Origin of the sequence: Nosocomiicoccus ampullae (assembly GCF_019357495.1) — a bacterium.
In the GTDB taxonomy this organism is placed as follows: domain Bacteria; phylum Bacillota; class Bacilli; order Staphylococcales; family Salinicoccaceae; genus Nosocomiicoccus; species Nosocomiicoccus ampullae.
On record NZ_CP079110.1, the window covers coordinates 894,265 to 920,278 of the forward strand.

The 26,014-nt window shown below is 35.0% G+C and carries 24 protein-coding genes, 1 tRNA gene, 1 riboswitch and 1 other annotated feature; of the genes, 3 read left to right on the plus strand and 22 right to left on the minus strand.

Annotated elements, in window-relative coordinates; all coding sequences use genetic code 11:
- Nucleotides 1-6 precede the first annotated feature (6 nt).
- The gene (gene acnA / locus KPF49_RS04595; protein ID WP_183672773.1) at nucleotides 7-2,700 is read right to left on the minus strand and encodes an aconitate hydratase AcnA; all 2,694 of its coding nucleotides are present in this window, start codon (nucleotides 2,698-2,700) and stop codon (nucleotides 7-9) included.
- A 222-nt stretch (nucleotides 2,701-2,922) separates the two neighbouring features.
- Here acnA and mscL point away from each other — a divergent pair, with 222 nt between their 5' ends.
- A complete protein-coding gene (mscL, locus tag KPF49_RS04600; protein WP_183672772.1) occupies nucleotides 2,923-3,327 on the plus strand; it encodes a large conductance mechanosensitive channel protein MscL in 405 nt (134 codons plus the stop codon).
- A 40-nt stretch (nucleotides 3,328-3,367) separates the two neighbouring features.
- Here mscL and KPF49_RS04605 read toward each other — a convergent pair whose 3' ends face one another.
- From KPF49_RS04605 to KPF49_RS04665, 13 genes are all read right to left on the minus strand, one after another.
- Nucleotides 3,368-4,633: a bifunctional folylpolyglutamate synthase/dihydrofolate synthase gene (locus KPF49_RS04605; protein WP_183672771.1), complete on the minus strand. Its 1,266-nt coding sequence runs from the start codon at nucleotides 4,631-4,633 to the stop codon at nucleotides 3,368-3,370.
- A 1-nt stretch (nucleotide 4,634) separates the two neighbouring features.
- Nucleotides 4,635-7,262 (minus strand): valine--tRNA ligase, encoded by a 2,628-nt coding sequence (locus KPF49_RS04610; protein WP_183672770.1) that lies wholly within the window; start codon nucleotides 7,260-7,262, stop codon nucleotides 4,635-4,637.
- 55 nt (nucleotides 7,263-7,317) lie between these two features.
- Nucleotides 7,318-7,527 (minus strand) — a binding site (T-box leader).
- A gap of 33 nt (nucleotides 7,528-7,560) precedes the next feature.
- The gene (locus tag KPF49_RS04615) at nucleotides 7,561-8,613 is read right to left on the minus strand and encodes an AbrB family transcriptional regulator (RefSeq protein ID WP_183672769.1); all 1,053 of its coding nucleotides are present in this window, start codon (nucleotides 8,611-8,613) and stop codon (nucleotides 7,561-7,563) included.
- A gap of 236 nt (nucleotides 8,614-8,849) precedes the next feature.
- Entirely contained in the window at nucleotides 8,850-10,136 is a 1,287-nt protein-coding gene (hemL, locus tag KPF49_RS04620) for a glutamate-1-semialdehyde 2,1-aminomutase (protein ID WP_183672768.1), read from the minus strand.
- Nucleotides 10,136-11,116 (minus strand): porphobilinogen synthase, encoded by a 981-nt coding sequence (hemB, locus tag KPF49_RS04625; RefSeq protein WP_183672767.1) that lies wholly within the window; start codon nucleotides 11,114-11,116, stop codon nucleotides 10,136-10,138. The genes hemL and hemB overlap by 1 nt, the downstream gene beginning before the upstream one ends.
- A complete protein-coding gene (locus KPF49_RS04630; protein WP_183672766.1) occupies nucleotides 11,106-11,804 on the minus strand; it encodes a uroporphyrinogen-III synthase in 699 nt (232 codons plus the stop codon). Before KPF49_RS04630 ends, hemB begins: the two co-directional genes overlap by 11 nt.
- Nucleotides 11,782-12,705 carry a hydroxymethylbilane synthase gene (gene hemC, locus KPF49_RS04635; RefSeq protein WP_183672765.1) on the minus strand — a complete coding sequence of 308 codons (924 nt, stop codon included), beginning with the start codon at nucleotides 12,703-12,705 and terminating at the stop codon, nucleotides 11,782-11,784. Before hemC ends, KPF49_RS04630 begins: the two co-directional genes overlap by 23 nt.
- 7 nt (nucleotides 12,706-12,712) lie before the next feature.
- Nucleotides 12,713-14,059 carry a glutamyl-tRNA reductase gene (gene hemA / locus KPF49_RS04640; RefSeq protein WP_183672764.1) on the minus strand — a complete coding sequence of 449 codons (1,347 nt, stop codon included), beginning with the start codon at nucleotides 14,057-14,059 and terminating at the stop codon, nucleotides 12,713-12,715.
- Nucleotides 14,060-14,155: 96 nt separating this feature from the next.
- Nucleotides 14,156-14,743, minus strand: coding sequence for a ribosome biogenesis GTP-binding protein YihA/YsxC (yihA, locus tag KPF49_RS04645; RefSeq protein WP_183672763.1), 588 nt, complete (start codon nucleotides 14,741-14,743; stop codon nucleotides 14,156-14,158).
- Nucleotides 14,744-14,795: 52 nt separating this feature from the next.
- On the minus strand, nucleotides 14,796-16,052 hold the full coding sequence (clpX, locus tag KPF49_RS04650) for an ATP-dependent Clp protease ATP-binding subunit ClpX (RefSeq protein ID WP_183672762.1): 1,257 nt from the start codon (nucleotides 16,050-16,052) through the stop codon (nucleotides 14,796-14,798).
- A gap of 120 nt (nucleotides 16,053-16,172) precedes the next feature.
- Nucleotides 16,173-17,465 (minus strand): trigger factor, encoded by a 1,293-nt coding sequence (gene tig, locus KPF49_RS04655; protein WP_183672761.1) that lies wholly within the window; start codon nucleotides 17,463-17,465, stop codon nucleotides 16,173-16,175.
- A 78-nt stretch (nucleotides 17,466-17,543) separates the two neighbouring features.
- Nucleotides 17,544-18,527: a hypothetical protein gene (locus tag KPF49_RS04660; RefSeq protein ID WP_183672760.1), complete on the minus strand. Its 984-nt coding sequence runs from the start codon at nucleotides 18,525-18,527 to the stop codon at nucleotides 17,544-17,546.
- Entirely contained in the window at nucleotides 18,517-19,131 is a 615-nt protein-coding gene (locus tag KPF49_RS04665; RefSeq protein ID WP_183672759.1) for a DNA mismatch repair protein MutT, read from the minus strand. Before KPF49_RS04665 ends, KPF49_RS04660 begins: the two co-directional genes overlap by 11 nt.
- A gap of 74 nt (nucleotides 19,132-19,205) precedes the next feature.
- Nucleotides 19,206-19,250, plus strand: a riboswitch (PreQ1 riboswitch).
- A gap of 5 nt (nucleotides 19,251-19,255) precedes the next feature.
- On the opposite strand from KPF49_RS04665, the gene KPF49_RS04670 reads away from it, so the two are divergent.
- Both KPF49_RS04670 and KPF49_RS08065 read left to right on the plus strand, forming a co-directional pair.
- The gene (locus KPF49_RS04670) at nucleotides 19,256-19,714 is read left to right on the plus strand and encodes a QueT transporter family protein (RefSeq protein WP_183672758.1); all 459 of its coding nucleotides are present in this window, start codon (nucleotides 19,256-19,258) and stop codon (nucleotides 19,712-19,714) included.
- A 277-nt stretch (nucleotides 19,715-19,991) separates the two neighbouring features.
- Nucleotides 19,992-20,180 (plus strand): anion permease, encoded by a 189-nt coding sequence (locus tag KPF49_RS08065; protein WP_246562702.1) that lies wholly within the window; start codon nucleotides 19,992-19,994, stop codon nucleotides 20,178-20,180.
- Between the two features lie 47 nt (nucleotides 20,181-20,227).
- Here the strand turns inward: KPF49_RS08065 and KPF49_RS04680 are convergent.
- The 8 genes from KPF49_RS04680 to KPF49_RS04715 all read right to left on the minus strand — a co-directional run bounded on the left by KPF49_RS04680 (nucleotide 20,228) and on the right by KPF49_RS04715 (nucleotide 25,960).
- Nucleotides 20,228-20,301: transfer RNA gene (locus tag KPF49_RS04680), tRNA-Arg, on the minus strand.
- Nucleotides 20,302-20,388: 87 nt separating this feature from the next.
- Nucleotides 20,389-20,868 (minus strand): metallophosphoesterase family protein, encoded by a 480-nt coding sequence (locus tag KPF49_RS04685; RefSeq protein WP_183672757.1) that lies wholly within the window; start codon nucleotides 20,866-20,868, stop codon nucleotides 20,389-20,391.
- A gap of 8 nt (nucleotides 20,869-20,876) precedes the next feature.
- Nucleotides 20,877-21,467: an RdgB/HAM1 family non-canonical purine NTP pyrophosphatase gene (gene rdgB, locus KPF49_RS04690; protein WP_183672756.1), complete on the minus strand. Its 591-nt coding sequence runs from the start codon at nucleotides 21,465-21,467 to the stop codon at nucleotides 20,877-20,879.
- 9 nt (nucleotides 21,468-21,476) lie between these two features.
- Complete coding sequence (racE, locus tag KPF49_RS04695; protein WP_183672755.1) at nucleotides 21,477-22,277, minus strand: glutamate racemase; 801 nt, start codon at nucleotides 22,275-22,277, stop codon at nucleotides 21,477-21,479.
- Nucleotides 22,270-22,713 (minus strand): MarR family winged helix-turn-helix transcriptional regulator, encoded by a 444-nt coding sequence (locus KPF49_RS04700; protein ID WP_183672754.1) that lies wholly within the window; start codon nucleotides 22,711-22,713, stop codon nucleotides 22,270-22,272. The genes racE and KPF49_RS04700 overlap by 8 nt, the downstream gene beginning before the upstream one ends.
- Before the next feature lie 91 nt (nucleotides 22,714-22,804).
- Nucleotides 22,805-23,569, minus strand: coding sequence for a succinate dehydrogenase iron-sulfur subunit (gene sdhB, locus KPF49_RS04705; protein WP_183672753.1), 765 nt, complete (start codon nucleotides 23,567-23,569; stop codon nucleotides 22,805-22,807).
- A gap of 20 nt (nucleotides 23,570-23,589) precedes the next feature.
- On the minus strand, nucleotides 23,590-25,335 hold the full coding sequence (gene sdhA / locus KPF49_RS04710) for a succinate dehydrogenase flavoprotein subunit (protein ID WP_183672752.1): 1,746 nt from the start codon (nucleotides 25,333-25,335) through the stop codon (nucleotides 23,590-23,592).
- Between the two features lie 13 nt (nucleotides 25,336-25,348).
- Nucleotides 25,349-25,960 carry a succinate dehydrogenase cytochrome b558 subunit gene (locus KPF49_RS04715; RefSeq protein ID WP_183672751.1) on the minus strand — a complete coding sequence of 204 codons (612 nt, stop codon included), beginning with the start codon at nucleotides 25,958-25,960 and terminating at the stop codon, nucleotides 25,349-25,351.
- Nucleotides 25,961-26,014 lie beyond the last annotated feature (54 nt).

The window sequence follows — 26,014 nt, forward strand, 5'->3', positions numbered from 1 at the left end:
TTTATATTATTCAGCAAGTTTTTTTCTTAATACCATTTGTAGAATACCACCATTACGATAGTAATCAACTTCTACTTCAGAGTCGAATCTTGCTTTCACATCGATATCTACAGTACTACCATCTTCTTTTGTAGCAGTGATTGTAATGATATCACCTGGTTTAACATTTTCATCGACAGGAATGTTAAACGTTTCGTTACCTTCTAAACCATAGTCATCTGAGTTTTTACCTTCAACGAATTGAAGCGGTAATACACCCATCATCACTAAGTTTGAACGGTGAATTCTTTCGTAAGATGCAGCAAGTACTGCTTTAACTCCAAGTAAGTTTGTTCCTTTAGCTGCCCAGTCACGACTTGATCCCATTCCGTAATCGTCACCAGCAAGTACTACTAATCCTGTATCGTCTTCTTTGTACTTCATTGCAGCGTCGTAAATACTCATTACTTCACCAGTTGGCCAATATGTTGTATATCCACCTTCAGTACCTGGTGCGATTTGGTTACGAATACGAATGTTCGCAAACGTACCTCGAACCATTACTTCATGGTTACCACGTCTAGAACCATATGAGTTAAAGTCACGTGGTGAAACACCTTGCTCGATTAACCATTTACCTGCAGGTGTATCTTTACCGATTGCTCCTGCTGGAGAAATGTGGTCAGTTGTTACTGAATCACCGAATTTCGCAAGCACTTTTAAGTCGTTTAAAGGTTTTACTGAGTCCACTTCTGCTGGTAGGTCATTAAAGAACGTTGGATTTTGAATATACGTTGAATCTTCATTAAAGTCGTATAATGGTGCATCTGTAACGTTGATATTATTCCAAGTTTCGTTAGAAGTGAACACTGTTTCATATTCTTTTTTGAATAATTCAGGTGTTACTGTTTCATGTACAGCATCTCTAACTTCTTGGATAGATGGCCAAATATCTTTCATGAAGACGTCGTTACCCTCTTTATCTTGTCCGATTGGATCTTTGTAAAGATCGATATCAACAGTACCAGCTAGTGCATATGCAACTACAAGCTGTGGTGATGCTAAGTAGTTTGCTTTAACTAATGGGTGAATACGCCCTTCGAAGTTACGGTTACCCGATAATACTGATGAAACGAGCATATCGTTGTCACTAATCGCCTCTGTAATCTCATCACGTAATGGACCTGAGTTACCGATACATGTCGTACAACCATAACCGACTAAGTTAAATCCAAGTTGATCTAAGTACTCTTGAAGCCCTGAGTTTTCGAGGTACCCAGTAACTACTTTAGAACCTGGTGCAAGTGATGTTTTCACGTGCTTAGGTACTGTTAACCCTTTTTCAACTGCTTTTTTCGCAACTAATCCGGCACCTAACATAACGTATGGGTTAGATGTGTTTGTACATGATGTAATTGCGGCAATGACTAAGTCACCTGTTTTAAGTGTCTCTTTTCCACCATCGTTATATTCAACTTCAACTTCTTGATCGAAAATTTCTTTAGAATAACCATGACCATGGTTGCCATTTTCTCTTGTTACAGAAGCCTCAAATTCGTCTTTCATATTTGAAAGTAAGATTAAATCTTGTGGACGTTTTGGACCAGATAATGAAGGCTCTACTGTAGATAAATCTAACTCAAGTACTTCTGAGTATACTGGTTCTTTTTCTGCGTTAAAGAATAGGTCGTTTTCTTTTAAGTACTTTTCAACGAGGTCGATATGTTCTTCAGAACGACCTGTAAGTTTTAAGTAACTTAATGTTTCTTCGTCAACAGGGAATAATGCGTTTGTTGCACCGTACTCTGGCGCCATGTTTGAGATTGTTGCACGGTCAGCAAGTGGTAAGTTAGATACCCCTTCACCGAAATACTCAACGAATTTACCAACGACTCCGTGTTCACGTAACATTTGAGTAATACGTAGTGCTAGGTCTGTTGCTGTTGCACCTTCAGGTAATTGATTTGTTAATTTAACACCAATAACTTCTGGTAATGGGAAATAACTTGGTTGTCCGAGCATTCCGGCTTCAGCTTCGATACCACCAACACCCCAACCAAGAACGCCTAACCCGTTGATCATAGTTGTATGTGAATCCGTACCAACCAGTGAGTCTGGGAAGATAACATTTTCACGGTCATGAACAACATTTGCTAAATATTCTAAGTTCACTTGGTGAACAATACCTGTTGCTGGAGGTACTGCTTGATAGTTATCAAACGCTTCAGCTGCCCAGCGTAAAAATTCATAACGTTCTTTGTTTCTTTCAAATTCTAGTTCCATGTTTTTAAGAAGTGCGTTATGTGTACCGTATGAGTCAACTTGTACTGAGTGGTCAATGACTAAGTCAACTGGTACTTCTGGGTTAATTTTCTGAATATCCCCATCTTTGTCATTCATTGCTTTACGAAGTGACGCTAAGTCTACAACTGCAGGCACTCCTGTGAAGTCTTGTAAAATCACTCGTGAAGGTTTAAAAGGAACTTCTTTTCCTGCTAAATCACCTTTGTCCCAGTTCGCAAGTGATTCGATATGTTTTTCTTGAATTGAATGTCCGTCATATTGACGTAAAACTGATTCTAACAGTACACGAATTGAATATGGTAATTTTTCAACATCACTATATCCAGCATCTGTTAAAGATCTAAGTGAATAGTATGTTTTTTCTTCACCATTTACATTCAATGTACGTTTAGCATTTTCTTGTAAATTTTTTGCCATTATATTTCCCCCCGGAATGTGTTCGTTAATTTTATTGTAACTGTTTTCAGTATTTTTTTAAACTTGTATGTATGATTTATTTATACAAACTATCTATGTTTATCTATAAGTTTTAGTTATTAAAAAATTATATAATGATAATTTTTACTTTATAATTAAAATTATATAGCCATTAAAGTCTTTTTTGTGTACAATAGAAAGATATTATTATGAGGTGAAAATATGATTAAAGAATTTAAAGAATTTATGATGCGTGGAAACGTATTAGATCTTGCAGTTGCCGTTGTTATTGGGGCTGCATTTGGTAAAATCGTTGACTCATTAGTCGGTAATATCATTATGCCATTAATTGCACTATTATTTGGTGACACAGATTTCGCGTCTTCTTGGCAGTGGAACGGTGTGACATACGGAGTATTCATTCAGTCAATTATCGACTTCTTAATTATCGGTTTTGCAGTATTTATGTTTGTTAAAATTGTAAACAAAGTCACGTTTGGTGCGTTTGAAGAAAAAGAAGAAGAGCCTGAAGTTGCTGAAGAAGTACTATTATTACGTGAAATTTTAGATGAGTTAAAACTACAAGACGCTAAAGAAGAACAAAAATATATACGTGAAGAAGAGTAAAAAAGTAATCCCAAATTAGAAAATCTAATTTGGGATTTTTTTATTTATTAGAAAAATGTTGTTTAATATAACTGATGAAATACAAGCTACCTGTACAAAGTAATACATCTCCGTCAAATTCATCGACAAATTTTATATAATCATCTACTTGTTTTACATTTTCATGATTGACTGATTCTAAAATCTTATCAATTGGCATCTTTCTGTAAAAATCAAATTCTGTAACGACAAATTTATCCGCGATAGACTCTAATTCATCGACCATATATTGAATCGGCTTTCCTTCTACTACTGAGAATAATACAGTAATTTTACGATCCGAATAGTTTTCTTTCATTGTCTTAATCAAGACATCAACTGCTTCTTTATTGTGTGCGCCATCAATAATAATCGTTGGATTTTCTTGGAGAATTTCAATTCTTCCCGGCCATGTTACAGACTCAACACCATGCACAACTTTATTCATATCTAAATTAACAATTTTTAAGTCATGCATTTCAAGTAGTGCTGTGAGTGCTAAACTTGCGTTTTGTTGTTGATGATATCCGAGCATTTTTAATTGTATATCATTAAAATCATAGTCTTTATATTTAAACGAGAATTCATGATTGTTACTGAGTAAGACGATATCTCGCCCAAGCTCGATACCTTTGGCATGCTTTTCATCTAACACTTTATAGATGATATGTTTAGACTCTGTATCTTCTATACTAAAAACAAGCGGTACGTTTTCTTTAATTACACCTGATTTGTCTTTAGTAATTTCAACTAAAGTTTCACCTAAAATATCAGTGTGATCCTTACCGATACTTGTTAGAACTGTCATTACAGGATTAAATACATTTGTCGAGTCATGCGTTGCGCCGAGTCCTGCTTCAACTAAAACGATATCGACAGGATGAATATCACCGAAATAGACAAACATCATCGTCGTGATAATTTCAAATTCAGTCGCTGGACCGAGATCTGTCTCTTCAGTCAGTTGTTCACTTACAGGACGAACGATACTCGCGACTTCACTAAGTGCATCGTTAGAAATTGGTGTGCCGTTAATTGAAATTCTTTCGTTAAATACTTCAATATATGGCGACGTAAATGTACCGACTGAGTAGTCATTATCATTTAATGCCCCTCTCATGTACGATACGACAGAACCTTTACCATTTGTTCCTACAATATGAACACCTGTAATTTTCTTTTCTGGATTACCGAGTTTTTCGAGCATCCAAACCATGCGTTTTACGCCTGGTTTGATGCCGAATTTACCTCTATTATGAATCCAGTCTAATGTTTCATCATAATTCATATTACTTACCTCTTAACTCGTTCAGTCTCGAATTCACATCTTCATATTGTTCTAAATATGAAGCTTGTTTTTCTTTTTCTTGATTTACAATTTTTTCTGGTGCATTTTGAACGAATTTTTCATTGCTTAACTTACCTTTAACACGTTTTAATTCGCCGTCTAGACGCTCAAGTTCTTTTTCTAAACGTTCGATTTCTTCATCTAAATCGATTAACCCTTCGAGTGGAAGTACAACTGTCGCACCTTTAACGACTTGAGTTTTCGCGTCGTCTTCAATATTAATTTTTTCTCCAATTTCAAGAGTTTCAGGATTAGTAAATCGAGTAATGTAGTGTGTGTTTTCTTCGATTAATTGTCGACTTGTACTATCTTTAATTTCAATTTTAATATCGATTGGTTTAGAAAGTGGTGTATTCACTTCATTTCTCGTTTGACGCACTGATTTGATAATGTCTACAAGTAAACTCATCGTATTGTTACTTTCTTCATTCGATAATGACTCATCAACTGTTGGCCACTCACTAACAACAATTGATTGATTACTATCAATTGCTTGGTAAATCTCTTCAGTGACAAACGGCATAAATGGATGTAGCATTTTTAAGATTTTATCGAGTGTGTAAAGTAGTACTGAGCGCGTCATTTGTTTTTCTTCTTCAGTACCTTCGTTCATTGAGATTTTAGACATTTCAATGTACCAATCACAGAAGTCATCCCAAATGAAGTGATATAAAATACGTCCAACTTCACCGAATTCATATTTTTCAAATAGACGTGTGACTTCACGAATTGTGTCATTTAAGCGTGTTAAAATCCACTCGTCTGCAAGTGTTTTTTTACCATCTAAGTTAATGTCTGAGTGTTTAAAATCTGAACCGATATTCATTAGCGCAAATCTTGATGCGTTCCAAATTTTGTTAATAAAGTTCCATATTGACTCTACTTTTTCATCACTATAACGTAAATCTTGACCTGGTGTTGATCCTGTAGATAAGAAGAATCTAAGCGCGTCTGCACCGTACTTATCAATAACATCCATTGGGTCTACACCATTACCTAGAGATTTAGACATTTTACGATTTTGTTCGTCACGAACAAGTCCATGTAATAATACATCATTAAACGGACGAGTATCTGTTTGTTCAAGTCCAGAGAAAATCATACGTGATACCCAGAAGAATATAATGTCATATCCAGTGACGAGTACGTTTGTTGGATAATATTTTTTAAGTAAATCTGTTTCTTCTGGCCAGCCTAACGTAGAAAATGGCCATAATGCACTTGAGAACCATGTATCTAAAACGTCTTTATCTTGCGTCCAGTTTTCAATATCTGCTGGTGCTTCTTCACCGACGTACATTTCACCAGTTTCATTATGATACCATGCCGGAATTTGGTGTCCCCACCATAATTGTCTTGAAATTACCCAGTCATGAACATTTTCCATCCAACGGTTAAATGTACCTTCAAAACGGTTTGGTACAAAGTTAACTCTATTATCTGTTTCTTGGTTTTCGAGTGTTTCATCTCTAAGTGGTGCCATTTTAACAAACCACTGTGTTGATAAATACGGCTCTACAATTGCGTTACTACGTTCTGAGTGTCCAACACTATGCATATGAGATTCAACTTTAATTAGCTGATCTGTTTTTTCTAATTCTTCGACAATTGCTTGTCGTGCTTCAAAGCGGTCCATTCCGACGAATTTACCACCGAGTTCATTGATTGTACCATCTTCATTCATAACATTAATACGTTCTAGATTGTGACGATTACCGAGATCAAAGTCATTCGGGTCATGCGCAGGTGTTACTTTCATTGCACCAGTTCCAAATTCCATATCGACGTAATCATCTGTAATCACAGGAATTTCACGATCCATCAGTGGTAAAATTACTGTTTTACCTATAATGTCTTGATATCTTTCATCATCTGGATGAACGACAACCGCAGTATCACCAAGCATTGTTTCTGGTCGTGTCGTTGCGATTTCTAAATAGCCACTGCCATCAGCATATGGATATTTTACATGGTAAAACTTACCTTCAATTTCTTTATGAACAACCTCAATATCACTTAATGCTGTACGTGTTTCAGGATCCCAGTTAATAATGTATTCTCCGCGGTAGATAAGTCCTTTGTTATACATACTTACAAAGGTTTTACGTACTGCTTTAGAAAGACCTTCATCTAACGTGAATCTTTCCTTTGTATAGTCTAGACCAAGACCTAATTTTTTCCATTGATCTCGGATATGACCAGCATATTCTTCTTTCCAATTCCACGCGTGAGATAAAAATTCTTCACGTGTTAAATCGTGGATATCAATTCCTTCTTCTTTGAGACGTTGAACAACACGTGCTTGTGTCGCGATACCTGCATGGTCCATACCAGGTAAATATAATGTATCAAAGCCTTGCATACGTTTTTGACGTGTAATAATGTCTTGTAACGTCGTATCCCAAGCGTGACCTAAATGAAGTTTCCCTGTCACGTTTGGTGGTGGAATAACAATCGTATAAGGCGGTTTATCAGATGTCACATCTGATTCAAAATAACCAGCTTCTACCCATTTTTCATATTTACCTTTTTCAACTTCTGTTGGATTATACTTTGTTGGCATATCCATAAGTATTTCACTCTCTTTCTAATTAATAAAATAAAACAAAAAATCCCATCCTAAATAATAGGACGGGATAACCGTGGTACCACCTAATTTTGGCATAATTATGCCACACTTAACTATGATTAACGCTCATTAAACGTTTATCTTTACTATTATTTCGAGACAAATTATCCATAGACTACTTCACATTACGCTGCCATATGCTTTCACCAGACGCATACTCTCTAAAGACTTATATAATGCTACTACTTCTATTATCTATATTTAACTATGTTAATTTTATTGCATTCTTGAATGTAAGTCAACTTTTCTTAAGCTCACGATCCGTAAGAAACTTCGCAACTATAGGAACGACGACTAATATTATAAAAAATATTCTAAATATATGATAACTCGAAATCATCGCGATATCCCCGCCACTTTCCATTGCGATTATAATAATTTGCGCAAGGCCACCAGGAGCTGCTGATAAGAAAAGACTTGTAAATTCATGAGATGTAAAAATAATATACACTGAAACGATAACAAAAGTACCTAAAATCAAGCCGACATTTTGAATAATAATCGCTAAAATATCTTTTAATGATAATTCTTTCATAAGTGTCGTAATTTGTAGCCCAATTCTAATACCGAATAGAATCTGTGCAAATGCAATTAAAAAATTGTCTAAAGTAAATGTAATCTCTGTAGTTAGATTCCAGACAATTGTCACAAATATTGGCCCAAGTAATAATGCAGCTGGGAATTTTATCTTTCTTAATAGCATGTAAAGTATATACCCCGTAACAGGAACGAGTATTATATACGGATTTTTAATTTCAGAAATATTTAAAACATCTGGTAGATTACCGACACTATCTTCAGGAAAGAAATGCGTAATAATTGGTACAAGTGTAACAATAAAAATAATTCTAGATGTCTGAGTGAGCGAGACAAGTAGAAGATTTGCGTTTTTATTTTCTTCTGCCATTAATATCATTTGACTTAAAGCACCTGGAACGCTCGCAAAAACAGCGGTTTCTACAGTTGTATTTGTTAGTTTACGAAATGGGATTGACAATAACAGTGCAAGGCCAATTGTAAATAACGTAATTATGACAATGTTATACCAGTCTTCGGTCATTTTAATAATTGCTGGCAACGTTAAAGACGTTCCGATTTGAATTCCCATTATAAAAACACCCGAGTTACTTAAAATTTTTGGGAACCATATATCATTATCAATGACTCTAATAAATATTAACGTTCCAATCATTGAACCAAATAAGTAGCTCAGCGGTAAGTCAATCAGTTGAAGGATATTCGCAACTAATATAATAAAAATAATGAGAGAAAAGAGTTTTACAATTCTCAAATAATCACTCCGAGTATATAAAAATACCTCGAGAAACTCCCGAGGTATAGAAGATTATAAATGATAAATAAGTACTGGTAATAGTAAAAGAAATGCTACTAGTGGCATTAACCAATAAATAACTCTCTCTGCAGCAGGTTGTCTCTTATTGTTCTTTTGAATTGGCATAGCTACCCTACTCTCTTTAACTTGTTTATATATTAAATTATGCACATTTTCTATAGTTAAATCAATACTTATTTAACAATACGTGATAACGCGTTTCTAAATGCTTCAATAGTAAATTTAATATCTTCTTCAGTATGCTTCGTTGAAATAAACATTCCTTCAAATTGTGAAGGTGGTAAGTACACGCCTTCTTTAATTAATTCAGGATATAGTTGTGCAAATAAATCTAAATTAGCACTATTTGCATCATCAAAGTTTTCTACTGGTCCATCAGTTAAGAAGAAACCAATCATAGATCCCGCACGGTTTACTGTAAACGGTACGTTAAACTCTTTAAACACTTTAGTTAGCCCTTCTTCAATCATATCGCCGAGTTTATTGAAGTGAGTATAGCTATCTTCAGTAAGTTGTTTTAGCGTGTGTAATCCAGCTGTCATCGCAAGTGGGTTACCGGATAATGTACCTGCTTGGTAAATATCTCCTGCAGGTGCGATACGTTCCATAATTTCTCTCTTACCACCGAACGCACCGACTGGTAATCCACCACCAATTACTTTACCTAAGCATGTAATATCTGGATCAATTCCAAAATATCCTTGTGCACAGTTATAGCCAACTCTAAAACCAGTCATTACTTCATCAAATATTAATAACGAACCGTGTTCTTTTGTAATATCACGAACAAATTGTAAGTAGTCATTTACTGGAGGAACAACACCCATGTTACCTGCAACAGGCTCCATAATTACTGCTGCGATTTCATCTCCATAGTGTTCGAACGCTAATTTTAAACTTTCTTTATCGTTAAATGGAACAGTTACTGTATTTTTTGCCGTGCCTTCAGGTACACCAGGTGAGTCTGGTAAACCGAGTGTTGCGACACCACTTCCTGCTTTAATTAGAAGTGAGTCACTGTGACCATGGTAGCACCCTTCAAATTTTAAGATTTTATTTCTATTTGTGTAACCTCTCGCAAGTCTAAGTGCAGCGAGTGTCGCTTCGGTACCTGAAGATACAAAGCGTAGCATCTCAACAGAAGGTACTCTATCAATAACGAGTTGCGCTAACTCATTTTCAACAGCTGTTGGTGCACCGAATGATGACCCTTTCTCAGCTTGATTTTTAATTGCTTCAACGACTTCGTCGTCAGAGTGACCTAAAATTAACGGCCCCCAGCTTAAAACGTAATCTAGATATTCGTTACCATCGACATCTTTCACACGAGCATCTTTTGCACTTTCAATGAATAATGGATCCATATTTACTGATTTAAATGCACGAACAGGTGAGTTTACCCCACCAGGCATTAAATCAACAGCTTCTTCAAATAATTTCTTAGAATTCTCGTACATCATTAAATTTCTCCTTTATCGATTTTTTTACATAATTCTTTAGCGAAGTAAGTCATGATCATATCTGCACCTGCGCGTTTAATTGATAGCATCTGTTCGATAATCACTTCTTCATCAAGTAAACCTTGCTCAATTGCATTGACTGTCATTGCGTACTCTCCACTTACGTTATATGCAATAATCGGTAAGTTAGAATTATTTCTAACATCGCGAATAATGTCTAAATATGATAATGCAGGTTTTACAATCATCATATCAGCACCTTCACGTGTATCACTTTCTAATTCTCTTAACGCTTCTAGGCGGTTGGCTGGATCCATTTGATACGTTCTTCGGTTACCGAATGACGGTGTAGATTCCGCAGCATCTCTAAATGGTCCATAAAATTTAGATGCATATTTAATACCGTAACTCATAATTGGTACGTCATAAAATCCAGCTTTGTCTAACCCGTCACGGATTTCTGTTACGAAGCCATCCATCATATTAGATGGTGCGATAATATCTGCACCAGCTTTTGCTTGTGAGATTGCTGTTTCAATTAGAAGCGGGAGTGTTTTATCGTTATCGACGTCTTTAGTATGTTCGTTTATAACTCCGCAGTGTCCATGGTCTGTATATTCACATAGACAAGTATCTAAAATAACGATTAAGTCTGGATATAGCTTTTTAGCAAGTTTACATGCTTCTTGCACAATACCATTTTCATCATATGCACCACTACCAACGTCGTCTTTATGGTTTGGTACGCCGAAAAATATCACTGACTTAATACCGAGTTCGTAAACTTCTTTTAACTCTTCTTCAAGTAAATTTAATGAGATTTGGTAAATACCTTTCATTGAAGGAATTTCTTTTTTAACGTCATCTTTTTCAACGACAAAAATCGGATAAATAAGATCTTCTTTTTTAAGTGACGTCTCTCTAACTAAATCTCTCATAAACTCTGACTTTCTTAAGCGACGATGTCTATCAAATTTCATTTTGAAACTCCTCTTCTATTAGTGTAATCATCGATTCTAACGTTGCTTCTTTAGGAACTTGTGTCTGTATACCGTAACTCATTAATGCCTTTTGAGTAACGTGTCCAATCGAAACAACTTTAATATGTTCTAAATCCTCTTTTTTAAAATGTTCCATAAAAGCGTGAACACCTGACGGACTAGAAAATGTTAAACCATCAATGTTTTTTAATTCCTTCTTTAACTGATTAATTGATTCCATATTTGGTGCAGGTTGATATAACGCGATTTCTGTTAAATCCGCACCTTTTTCTATAAAATAGTCTCTCATAATCGAACGTTTATCTTTACTTGCTGGATAAAGAACTCTAATGTCTCTTTGAACATCAAACTCTTCTTTGAACCCTTCTTGCGTGTAATCACTTGGTTCAAAGTCCACATGAAATCCGGCGTCTTTTAACGCTTCAGTCGTCGTTTTCCCAATTGAAGCAATATGTTTAGCGTTCAATGTTTTTAACTCATTATAGAAAAATTTAACGGTATTTTTACTCGTTATGACTACCCAATCGTAATCTTTATTTAACTTTTCACGATTATATTCTAATTTTTTAAATGTAATAATCGGAAGATGTAGTAACTCTAGAGATGTATTTACATCTCTAAAGTGACTCTGAGTGACGATGACTTTACTTATTTTTGTTGATTTCATCAATAATTTCTTTTGCACCCATTTTTTCCATTTCATCTGCAACGAGGTTACCAAGTGCTACAGGATCATCGTTCGATTTTTTAACGAGATATTTTTCATTGCCATCTTCACTCATAATTAATCCTGTTAAATATATTTCATCATCAACAAATTGTGCACTCGCACCAATTGGCACTTGACAACTTCCGTCCATTCTTTTTAAGAATGTACGCTCTGCTGTTGTTTCAGTCGCAGTAACTTCGTCATGAATCGTAGATAATATTTCATGAACTTCACGATCATCATCTCTAATTTCTACACCTAAAGCACCTTGTGCAACAGCTGGAACAAACTCTTCTGGGTCAAAGTACTCTGTGACAATATCGTCACTCCAACCCATTCTTTTTAATCCTGCAGCTGCAAGTATAATCGCGTCATATTCACCGTCACGCATTTTTTGAATACGCGTATCTATATTTCCACGAACCCAGTTCACTGTAATATCATCACGTAATTCTTGCAGTTGTGCTGCACGGCGTAAGCTTGACGTTCCGACGATAGCACCTGCTGGTAACTCTTTAAACGGAATATTATCGTTAGATAAAAATGCATCTCTACGATCTTCACGAATCGGTACTGCAGATAATTTGAAACCTTCAGGTAGTTCACTCGGTACATCTTTTAATGAATGAACAGCCATATCGATGTCGCCAACTTTTAAAGCATGTTCAATCTCTTTAACGAATAATCCTTTACCACCGACTTTACTTAACTGGCGGTCAACAATTCTGTCACCTTTAGTAACAATTTCTTTAACTTCAAAGTTTACATCTGGATTTTTCTTTTTTAATGATTCAATTAATTGAAGTGTTTGGGTTTTCGCAAGACCACTACGTCTTGTACCTACTACAACTGTTTTCATAATGTGCCTACTTTCTAATCGGTTGTTTTTCTTTTCTTAATTGCTCTCTTTTTTTGTACTCTTCATGATGTCTTTCGTGAATGTCTTCTACAATTTCTTCAATTCCAAAGATGTGCTCGAGCTCTGTTAATTGAACTGCACCTTTTCGTTCATCGGCAAGTTCTTTTGTATACGTAATAGGATCACGTAACATTTGGTTAATAATACTTTTCATATGTTTAGAAATAATTGTTTTTTCACGTTTTGATAAGTCGAGTTTGTTATTAATACTATTAAATGTCGTTTCGTGAATATTTAAAGCTTTCGTACGCATCGCTTCAATTACTGGAAGTACACCTTGCATTTCTACCCAATTTAAATATTCAACAATCGATTGATCTATCATTGAATCAATCTTTTTTGCTTCTTCTTTTCTTTTTTCTAAATTGCTATCAACGATACCACTTAAATCATCAACGTTGTAATAATATACACTATCGATTTCACTGACATTTGGATCGATATCTCTCGGTACCGCGATATCAATTAAAATAAGTGAACGTTCTTTATTGTTACCTTTTACTTTTTCAATCATATCTTCAGTAATAATAAAGTCCGGTGCACCGGTACTTGAAATAACAATATCTGTATCTTTTAAAGCATCTTCTAGTTCATTTAACGGTCTATAATTACCTAAATATTTCTCTGCAAGTGTACGTGCATTATCTGGGTTACGGTTAACAACTGTAACATCACTTACACCATTAGACGTTAAGTTTAATAATGATTCTTCCGACATTTCACCTGCACCGAGGACTAATACTTTTAAGTTTTTGATATTTTCAAAGATATTTTTCGCAAGTTCTACTGCTGCATAAGACATAGATACTGCATGTTTAGAAATTTCTGTTTCATTATGTCCACGTTTGGCAACAGTAATTACTTCTTTAAATAACTTATTAAATATTTTTCCTGTCGTATGTTCCTCTTGCGCGAGAATAAACGCATCTCGAATTTGGCCTAAAATTTGCGTCTCACCGAGCACCATCGAATCAAGCCCTGCTGCGACTCGGTATAAATGTCTTATCGCATCATCATTTACTTTAATTTCAGTAATGTCTTTTATAGTATCGAGAGAAACATTAAAATGTTCACTTAAAAAGTTTCTCGTATAATATGTCCCTGTATGAATTTGATCAGTAACAACATATAGTTCTGTACGATTACATGTTGAAAAAATGACTGCTTCTAAAATACTTTTTTGATCTCTTAAAGTATGAAGCGCTGGCACAATTTCACTATCTTCAAAATTGAGTTTCTCACGTTCTTCGACGCTTGCTTTTCTATAGTTTAGACTAAGTGCAATAACATGCATTTAGATTGCCCCTTACCTAGCTTTTTTCAATACTCTATTAATACTATCAGATAAAAGCGTGTCTTTGATGTTTTTAGCACAATGTTCAAAAATTTGTTAAAGTCTCTCCTCAATTGCGTGTAAAACTTTATCTACATTGTATTTTTCAGTCGAAGAAAATGGAATTATAACATCTTCGTCTTCTAATTCTAATTCTTTTCGAATAATTGAAACATGTTTTTGAAGTCGACTTTTAGAGATTTTGTCTGACTTTGTTGCTACAATAATTGTTTTAATATCGAGTTGTTTTAAAAAGTCATACATTAAAATATCATCTTCAGTTGGTGGATGACGTAGGTCGATAATTTGTACACATGTTTCTAAAGTTTCTCTATGTATAAAATAATTTTCAATCATCTCCGCCCATTTTTCTCGTTCCTTTTTAGACTGTTTCGCATACCCGTATCCTGGAACGTCTACAAATACGAACTGATCATCGGCATTATAGAAGTTTAACGTTACTGTTTTACCTGGTTTACTTGAAATCCTTGCGATATTTTTTCGTCCTGTAATCGCGTTAATAAAACTCGATTTACCAACGTTAGAGCGTCCAGCCATCGCAACTTCTTTAAGTCCTGTTTTAGGATATTGTTCTTTTTGTACTGCTGATATTAAAAACTCAATATTATTTGGATTTAATTTCATTATTTTCACCTCTAAAAAAGGCCGTCTTAAATTAAGACAGCCTCGATTTAATTTATGCACTTTGTTTATTTAAAGTTATTTCGTTACCTTCTTTATCATACACTAAAGGATCTGTCTCATTGACAATTGTATCTTTAGTAATACGTACTTTACTAATATTATCATTTGAAGGAACATCAAACATAATATCTACCATACGCTCTTCGATAATTGAGCGTAATCCACGAGCACCTGTTTTTCTTTCGATTGCAAGTTCTGCTACCGCAACAAGTGCTTCTTCATCGAATTCTAACTCAACATCATCTAACTCAAGCATACGTCTATATTGTTTTACTAACGCATTTTTAGGCTCAGTTAAAATAGAAGTTAATGCATCAGCATCTAATTCTTCTAAGTTCGCAATGATTGGTACGCGTCCAATAAACTCTGGAATTAAACCGTAGCTTTGAAGATCATCTGGACGGACAAGCGCCATTAACTCATCTTCAGTTTCAATACTTTCTTCACTACTACCAAAACCAATAACTTTCGCACCGATACGACGTTTAATAATTTCGTCAATTCCATCGAATGCTCCACCTAAAATGAACAAGATGTCTTTTGTATCCACTTGAATTGACTCTTGGTTTGGATGTTTACGTCCACCTTGTGGTGGAACACTTGCAACCGTGCCTTCAAGTATTTTTAATAGTGCTTGCTGCACCCCTTCACCTGAAACATCTCGTGTAATTGACGTGTTTTCACTTTTACGTGCGATTTTATCGATTTCATCGACATAGATAATGCCTTTTTCAGCACGTTCAATATCATAATCTGCAGCTTGAATTAAACGTAATAGAATATTTTCTACGTCATCACCAACATACCCTGCTTCAGTTAAACTTGTCGCATCTGCAATCGCAAATGGTACTTCTAAAGTACGCGCTAAAGTCTGTGCGAGTAACGTTTTACCTGAACCAGTTGGCCCAATTAAAGCGATGTTACTTTTTGATATTTCAACTTCATCATCACTTTCATGGTTCACACGTTTATAGTGGTTATATACCGCAACACTTAATGCGCGTTTTGCTTTCTCTTGACCAATCACATACTCATCAAGCGCTGCTTGAATTTCACCTGGTTTAGGAATATCTGTTAACAATTCCTTTGGTGAGTCTTTTAATTCTTCTTCTATAATTTCATGGCATAATTCAATACATTCATTACAAATATAGACGCCACTACCGGCAATTAGTTTCTGTACTTGATCTTGGTTTTTTCCACAGAAACTACATGTCAGATCTTGATTATCTTCATTAAATTTAAACATGTTTGCACCGACCTTTCGCTCATTCGTATATTACACTAGTATAACTACTCTTTCAAATAAATTGTACTGATAAAAAGATGCCCTACACATCTTAATGTATAGAGCATCTAAATGAAGCAATTATTGTTTTCTGTTATCTACTAAGAATTCAATCGCTTTTTGGTTTCTAATGTCATTTTCAATAACAGTTAGGTCACCAAGTACATTTTTAATATCTTCTTTAGCCATTTGGAATTGTTCAGCTAATTTTTGTAATTCATTATCGATATCTTCTTCACTTGCTTCGATATTTTCAGCATCTGAAATTGCTTGTAAAGTTAGTCCTGTACGTACACGTTTAAATGCATCGTCTTTCATTTGTTCAAGTAAATCTTCTTTTGTTTGACCAGAGATTTGCTCGAATAACTCTAAGTTAAGACCTTGTTGTGCAAGACGTTGTTCGTATTCTTGTAACATTCTTTGTTGTTCGCTTTCTACCATCGCTTCAGGAATTTCCATTTTTGCGTTTTCAGAAGCTTGAACAACTAATGACTCTCTTAATTCAAAGTCTTTTTCTTGTTCTTTGTATGCTTTTAAGTCTTCAGTAACTTTTGCTTTAACATCTTCAGCAGTTTCAGCATCGTCAAAGCCTTCTAATTCTTCTTTAACAAAGTCATCGTTAAATTCTGGAGTTTCTTTTTCTTTTACTTCGTTAACTTTTACTTCGAATGTAGCTTCTTTACCTTGGAGTTCTTCTGCTTGGTACTCTTCAGGGAAAGTTACTTTTACATCCTTTTCGTCTCCAGCTTTAAGACCAACAAGTTGTTCTTCAAATCCTGGAATGAATGTACCGCTACCGATTTCAAGGTCGTGACCTTCTGCTTCTCCACCTTCAAATGCTTCACCATCTACGAAACCTTTGAAGTCAATGTTTGCTACGTCACCTTCAGCTACTTCACCATCTTTAACGACAAGTTCAGTGTACTGAGCGAGTAAAGCTTCGATTTGTTCGTTAACGTCTTCTTCAGTAACTTCTGCATCGATTTCTTTACCTTCTAGGCCTTTATATTCACCAAGTTCAACTTCTGGCTCTACAGTTACTTCTGCAGTAAGCACTAAGTCTTTACCTTGTTCGATTTCTTTTACGTCAACTTGTGGTTGATCGACTGGTTTAATTCCTGTTTCTTCAACTGCTTTGCCGTACGCTGTTGGTAAAATAATATCTAAAGCATCTTGATATAATGCTTCTACACCAAAACGTTTGTCAAACATTTGACGAGGAATTTTACCCTTTCTGAATCCAGGTACTTGAATATCTTTTTTTACTTTGTTGAATGCTTGATCTAATGCGCTATCGAATTCTTCAGCAGGTACTGTAATTGTTAATGTACCTACATTTCCTTCTTTCTTTTCCCAAGTTTGTGTTTGAGACATAATCATTTCCTCCGTTAATTACATATTTTCATTTAACCAATACATTGTAACATATTCAAATTTCTAATCAAAGTTACATTAGTTACGAATTTCATCTTCAATTTTTAATATCCATTCTGCAACATGTCCATAAAAAGATTGGACGGATAATTCATTATTTAACACCTTAGTATATGATATAAACCCTTTTGCGAGTTCTTTCGGTGTAAATGGCACTTTTAGAGGATACCACAAGACACTAATGTTTAAAAACATTTCGATTGCTTGCTCAATTCTCTCTTCGTTATCTAAACGTATATTACCATCTTCGACAATCCATTTTATCGTCTGACTAATTTTTGCTGACGTTTCAAACGGCTTAAATTCGCTCGTATGATACTTAAATGTTTCACCGAATTTATTGACTTCTATAATTGCATCGTACTCTATTTCTTTTAAATAAATTATCATCATAGAAGATACACTTATTGCTGTTTCCTTTTTTAACAATGAATAAACATCTTGTCCATATGAATCGTCTTTTTTGTCGATTAAATATTCGAGTGCAGTAATTACTAATGCTTTGTTTGAAGAATAAAGACTTTTGTCAATATCAATGTCTTCATTAGATGCTTCAGAGATATCGTCATTTTTCGTTCCGTTAGCAATTTGTTTCGCTGCATACTCTTTACAATGTTTCGCAAATTGTATTAAAGACGATGTAATCCCACTACTTTCTCCAGTTGCAACGATAATTTCTGACCACTCAAGTAATACTTCATACATACCAAGGTTAAAGAGTGACTGAAGAATCATATTAAAGTGAATTTCAGCTTCTTCTCTTGTCATTTCTTTCGTTTGAAAATTTTTCTCAGCGTATTGATACATCGATTCATATTCTTTTTTATTAATTAAAATATGGTAAAACATTTCAATTAAATCTAAATTAATATTTGAGGTAACTGATTCATATTCATTGAAACGCACTAAAAATGAATCGTAATCTTCATTTACATACAAAAATTCTAGATCTTTTTCTAGCTTTCTTATAAATCTTGGGTGTGTAGTGATTTTATCTTTCATATAAATCACGAATTATTAATTCACTCCACGACTCATAATCACCAAGGTCAGTTAATTTGTCTTCTTTAGACCAAATTAGTTCTAATGTGTCTTCTTCATTTGAATAAACTTTTTCTTTGTCGACTTCAACTTTAAATACTAATCCGATGTGAACACGTCCTACATCGTTGTTATCGTCGTTAATTAGACCGATTAATTCGAAGTCTTTTAAATCAGATTTACTCATTGCGATTTCTTCTTCAAGTTCTCTCGCTGCATTTTCAAACATTTTTTCTTTAATATCATTTTCTGATTCTACGTCATTCATATGGCCACCAACACCGATAGAATTTAACCCGTGTAAACGAGATTCTCCACCACCTGTTAAGCGTTTATAGACTAAAATCTCATCATCACTTTCAACAATTGTATATGAGACAAGCTGTTTAAATGATTCATCTTCTTCCATATCCCCGCGACGTTTAACCTCAAAATCTTTAAATGACGCAGTAATTTTATTAAATAAATCATCGTTTTGACTTAAAAAACCATTAAAAGCATATGCTTCATTATTAAATAACTGTTCTCTATTTACGACTAAAATCATTTCATCAAATTTACTCATGCTATAACTCCTATAATTTTATTATTCTTATTATACTATAGTAATCTTTAACACGTTTTGCTATAATTTTTCAAAGATAACAGGTTCGAAAACTTCCCTGTATAAAAAACTAAGGAGAATTCATGTGAATCAAAATGGAAAATATCTTGCCATCAATGCAGTGATCGCCGCACTATATGTTGTACTTACAACGATAAATCCAATTGGACACGGAATGATACAAATTCGCGTTTCTGAAATGCTTGCGATAATTCCTTTCATTAATAGAAAGTTTATCCCCGGTATTTTAATTGGAGTAACTGTAGCAAACTTCTTTTCACCGCTCGGTTACATCGATGTTTTAGTCGGTTTAAGTTGTGCGATTGTGTCGTATACTATAAGTTACTTCATTAAAAACTTATGGATTAACGTTGTGCAGTACGCTATCGTATGCGGACTAATCGTTTCATTAATGTTGAAATATGTTTTAGGTATTCCGTACTGGCCATCAGTTGTTGCAATATTTTTATCAACATTAATTGTTGGTTTAATCGGTGCGGTGATATTTAATGCACTTAAAACACGTTTAAAACTTATTGATTAAATATATGGTCTACTGAAATTGTTTCAGTAGACTTTTTTAATGAGAACGGTATTATTATGATGGAATTTACATACTAGAGTTGCTTTGACGATTATTAATTTAATCGGAACGACAACTTCTAAAATTGTTTTCGGCTTTATGTTAGCGACAGGTCTAATGAGTATGTTCGTCTCAACAGCAACAATGATTATTCCATTACTTGCTGCTTTATCAGTAACGTTAGACGTTTACCCGATGATCTTAATGGCATCAGCTGCAATGGCAGAACTGCGCGTTCATGTTACCAGTTTTTACTCCCCCAAACGCTATCGTATTTGGTACAGGAAAAATCTCAATTGGAGAAATGGTCCGTGCAGGTGTATGGCTAAACTTAATTGCATGGGCAGTTATCGTCGTCATCGCATACTTATTACCACCACTCGTATTTGGTTTCGACGTATCACCATTTCCTATAAGTTTAAAATAATAGATAAATAAAAAGCCTGTAACTTTAAAAGTTACAGGCTTTAATTACGTCCTGGGAGGGATTCGAACCCCCGACCGATGGCTTAGAAGGCCATTGCTCTATCCAGCTGAGCTACCAGGACCTATCAACGAACACAATAACTATTATAATCAACTCGTATCCAAGATGTCAACATCTTTTTTAATAATTATACATTTTTTATAAATAGTTATTTTAGTTCGATGGTTTCAATTTGTTGGTGCTTTCTAGAATAGTAAGTGACTATATTTTTATCAGTATCTAAAATCGCGTATGACTCTGGATATTCACTTCTAGATGATTGAATAGATCCTGGATTAATGCAGTACACGTCGTTAATCTTCTCAACTTTAGATACATGTGTGTGACCATATAACGCATATGTTGCGCCAAGTGCTTTTGCTTTAGCTGCGAGCATCTCGCGGCTACTATTTACGTTATATAAGTGTCCATGTGTAAAGAAAATACGTCCATTAAATAAATCTTCGTCTTTAAACTGCATATCAAAGTCTGTATTACCTCTTACACAGTGAAATGATTTTAATATATCATCGTCATAAGAAAATTCACTGTCACCTAAATGCAAATATAGGTCTGCATTCATTATTTTAGGTAATGCTTCGATAATCTTTCTTTCATTATGGTTATCACTAACGATTAACACTTTCATTTGATCACCTATTTTTGTAGTTTTTTAAATAACTCTTCGTCTTTAAGCAATTTATCAATTGCATTTTTTCGGTGTGATATTTCTGCTTTCTCATCTGTTGAAATTTCACCGAATTTAACACCGTCTAGTGTCTGAAATAAAGGATCATATCCGAATCCATTATTGCCAACTGGTGCTTCTAATATTTCACCAAATACCGCACCTTCATAAGTTGAAGTTGTGCCGTCTGGGAACGCAACAGCAATTACTGAAGTAAAATATGCTGAACGATTTTCTTTTCCTTCAAGTAAATCGAGTAGTTTTTTATTATTTTCATCATCTGTTGCATGCTCACCAGCAAATCTTGCAGATTTAATACCTGGTTTTCCTTCTAACGCTTCGACTGATAATCCAGAGTCGTCGCTTACGACTGGTAAATTTGTACGTTTAGCTCCTTCTATTGCTTTAATTAACGCATTATCTTTAAATGATTGACCGTCTTCGACTGGCTCAAAATCATCAAGTAATGTTTTAATACCAATGACTTCAAATCCTTTAAATATCGATTTAAAATCATTAATTTTACCTTCATTACCACTTGCGATTACAATTTTTTTCATATAAATCTCCTATAGTTCTACTGATTGTATTGTGTATTTAAAGTTAGGCATCCACTCATTTAAAATTTGTTCAAACTGTTTATAATCACCGTGAACATAAATATCGTGGATAACTTCGCTTTTACGGTTACTGAGTAATTTTTTAAACTCAAGTAACGTACTAACGTCTCTCGCAGTTTCAAACCCAGAGTCGACGATATTTTTTTCATTGTTAAAATATTCATTAATATAATTACTGATTAATGGATAATGTGTACATCCGAGTATTACAGTATCTGCTGAAGTTCTTTTTAAATTGCTTAACGTTTCATCGATGACTTTATCTCGATTTTTTTTGTTTTTATAATCTCCAGATTCTATTAGCGGAACAAACTTCGGGCAAGCAATTTCTAACACATTTGCATGATCGTTAATCTTTTGAATCGTTGATTTATACTTATGAGAATTTTTCGTTCCACGTGTTGAAAGTACAACAATGTCGTTATTATTAGATATTTGTAACGCTCTTCTAGAGCCCGGCATAATCACACCAATAACTGGTATATCAGTCATTTCTCTAATCTTACTAATTGCAGCTGCAGTTGCGGTATTACAAGCAATTATAAACACTTTAATATCTTTACGACTTAAAAATTGAAAGATTTCTTCTGTAAAATGTATAACTTCCTCTGTAGACCGTTCACCGTATGGACATCTCACACTGTCTCCAAAATAAATAATCTTTTCTTTAGGAAGTTGCCTAATTAATTCTTTAACTACTGTCAGTCCACCGACACCTGAATCCATTACACCAATCGCTTTATTATTCATAGCGGACCAACTCGCTTTTTTCCATCATCTTCTCTAGTAGTTTTGTTAATAATTCTTTTTCATTTAAGTCTAGATCTTGCGTAATTTCTTCGATAAACTCAATACGTTTTTCAATAACTCTTTCAATCAATTCTAAACCTGTCGGTTCTATTTTAACTTGTACAAGCCTTTTATCAGTTTTGCTACGTTCTCGTCTTACAAAGCCATTTTTTTCAAGTCTATCGATAATATCTGTTGTTGTTGAGTATGCTAAATCTAGATTTTTAGCAACTTGTCCAATTGTGATACCACTCGAGTCATTTACCCATTGTAAAGCTATAAATTGAATTTTTGACAATTTGTATTCTTTTAGTATTTCACGACCGTATAATCTTAGCTGTACAGATAGTTTTCTTAACGATTTTTCAATCGATTCGTTACTACTGGCAAAAGACATAATATTCCCCACCTTAAACGATATGAGTATATTATATCATTAAATGAAAATTGAAATAAAAAAAGATGTGCCGAAACACATCTTTTTGTTATTATTCTACTTCGTGATCACTACCAAAGAATGATTTAAACATATGGAATGTTGTCTCTCTTTGCATAGAAGCGATTGAAGTTGTTAATGGAATACCTTTAGGACAAGCTTTTACACAGTTTTGTGCCATACCACATTCTGATACTCCACCTTTACCCATAAGGGCATCTAATCTTTCGTCTTTATTCATACGACCTGTTGGATGTAAGTTAAATAAACGAACTTGTGAAATTGGTGCTGCACCAATAAAGTCAGACTTATCATTAACGTTTGGACATACTTCTAAACATACACCACACGTCATACATTTAGATAATTCATAAGCAGCTTGACGTTGTTTTTCAGGCATACGAGGTCCTGCACCTAAGTCATATGTACCGTCGATTGGTACCCAAGCTTTCACACGTTTTAAGCTATCAAACATACGTGAGCGGTCTACTTGTAAGTCTCTTACAATTGGGAATGTGCTCATCGGTTCTAACGTGATTGGTTGAGTATACTGATCGATTAATGCTGTACATGATTGACGCGCATTACCGTTTATGACCATTGAACACGCACCACATACTTCTTCAAGACAACTCATGTCCCAAGTAACAGGTGTTGTTTTTTCTCCTTTAGCATTTACTGGATTTCTTTGAATCTCCATAAGCGCACTGATGACGTTCATATTCGGTCTGTAAGGAATTTCAAAGTCTTCCCAGTAACTTTGTGATTCTGGGTTTTCTTGGCGTTTTATTTTTAATTTAATTGTTTCTTTTGCCATTAATAAATACTCCTTTCAGATTACTTCGTATAGTCACGTACGCGTGGTTCGATTAAACTAACATCTACATCTTCATACTCAAAACGAGGGGCTTCTGTAGGTCCTTCATAGTGAGCTTTCGTAGTTTTTAGCCACTCTTCGTCGTTACGGTCAGGGAATTCTGGTTTGTAGTGTGCACCACGTGATTCGTTACGGTTTAATGCACCGATTGTGATTACACGCGCTAACACGAGCATGTTCCATAATTGTCGAGTGAAGAACGCTGCTTGGTTGCTCCACTGTTTTGTATCGTCCATGTTGATATTATGATATCTTTCCATGAGTTTAACGATTTCTTTATCAGTTTCTACTAATTTTTCATTTTCACGTACAACTGTTACGTTGTGTGTCATTAACTCACCAAGTTCACGGTGTAGTTGATATGCGTTCTCTTCACCTTTCATATTTAAGATATTGTGCCAACGATCTTCTTCGTGCTTAACTGCCTCGTCGTAGATAGAAGCGTCAACATCTTCATATGTTTTTTCTAAAGAGTTTACATATTCAATAGCATTTGGTCCTGCGACCATACCACCGTAGATTGCTGATAGTAATGAGTTTGCACCTAGTCTGTTTGCACCGTGTTGTGAATAATCACACTCACCTGCAGCAAATAGTCCAGGAATATTTGTCATTTGATCGTAATCTACGTATAATCCACCCATTGAATAGTGAACTGCTGGGAAGATCTTCATCGGAACTTTACGTGGGTCATCCCCAGTAAATTTCTCGTAAATTTCAATAATTCCACCTAATTTAACATCTAACTCATGTGGATCTTTGTGAGATAAATCAAGGTAAACCATGTTTTCACCGTTAATACCTAATTTTTGATTCACACATACATCGAAGATTTCACGAGTTGCGATGTCACGCGGTACTAAGTTACCATAGTTTGGATATTTTTCCTCTAAGAAATACCAAGGTTTACCGTCTTTATATGTCCAAATACGTCCACCTTCACCACGTGCAGATTCACTCATAAGACGTAGCTTGTCGTCCCCAGGAATTGCTGTTGGGTGAATTTGGATAAATTCACCGTTCGCGTAAATTGCACCTTGTTGATAAACGATTGATGCTGCTGAACCTGTATTGATCATTGAGTTTGTAGACTTACCAAAGATGATACCAGGTCCACCAGTTGCCATAATTACAGCGTCTCCACCAAATGATTTAATTTCACCTGATTTAATATTTTGAGCTGTAATTCCTCTCGCACGTCCTTCAGAATCTTTAACAATTCCTAGGAATTCCCATCCTTCAAATTTATTAACTAAACCTTCAACTTCAAACTTTCTTACTTGCTCATCAAGTGCGTACAGTAATTGTTGACCAGTCGTTGCACCAGCAAATGCAGTACGGTGATAAAGTGTTCCACCGAAACGACGGAAGTCAAGTAAACCTTCTGGCGTACGACTGAACATAACTCCCATACGATCAAGTAAGTGAATAATTTTTGGTGCTGCTTCTGTCATAGCTTTTACAGGCGGTTGGTTTGCTAAAAAGTCCCCACCATAAACTGTATCGTCAAAGTGTTTATATGGTGAGTCACCTTCACCTTTAGTATTGACGGCACCGTTAATTCCACCTTGTGCACATACTGAGTGAGATCGTTTTACTGGAACGATTGAAAATAGATCGACCTGTGCACCACTTTCCGCTGCTTTTATCGTTGCCATAAGACCTGCAAGTCCTCCACCGACAACGATAACTTTATTATTTGCCATTAATGACACTCCTTTAAATAAATGCGAATAATGTTTGAACTCCGATAAATCCAACGATAACAAATACGATAATTGCTACGTAGCTCATCACTTGTTGTGATTTAGGAGATTGCGTAATACCCCAAGTAATCATAAATGACCATAATCCGTTCGCAAAGTGGAATACTACTGAAAGTACTCCAATTACGTAAAATACAAACCAGAATGGATTTTCTAGAATATCAGCCATCATGTCAAAGTTAACTTCTGCACCGAACAATACTTGGAAACGTGTTTGGTACACGTGTATCGCAATGAATACAAAAGCAAGAATACCTGTAATTCTTTGGAGTAAGAACATCCAGTTTCTATATGTACCGTAACGTCCGACGTTGTTTTTAGCCGTAAATGCGATGTAAACCCCATAAATTCCGTGGAATAAAATTGGTAAGTAAATTACAAATGTTTCTAATACTAAAACAAATGGTAAGTTACCCATGACACCAGCCGCTGTGTTGAACGCTTCTGGTCCTCGTGTCGCAAAGTTGTTAATCACTAAGTGTTGGACTAAGAATACACCTAGTGGTATAACACCAAGCAATGAATGCAATCTTCTCACAAAATAGCTCGAATCTTGTTTAGACACTATTGTCCCCCCTAACCAAATTAACAAATCATAGTGTTGCTTATTATTTTACGA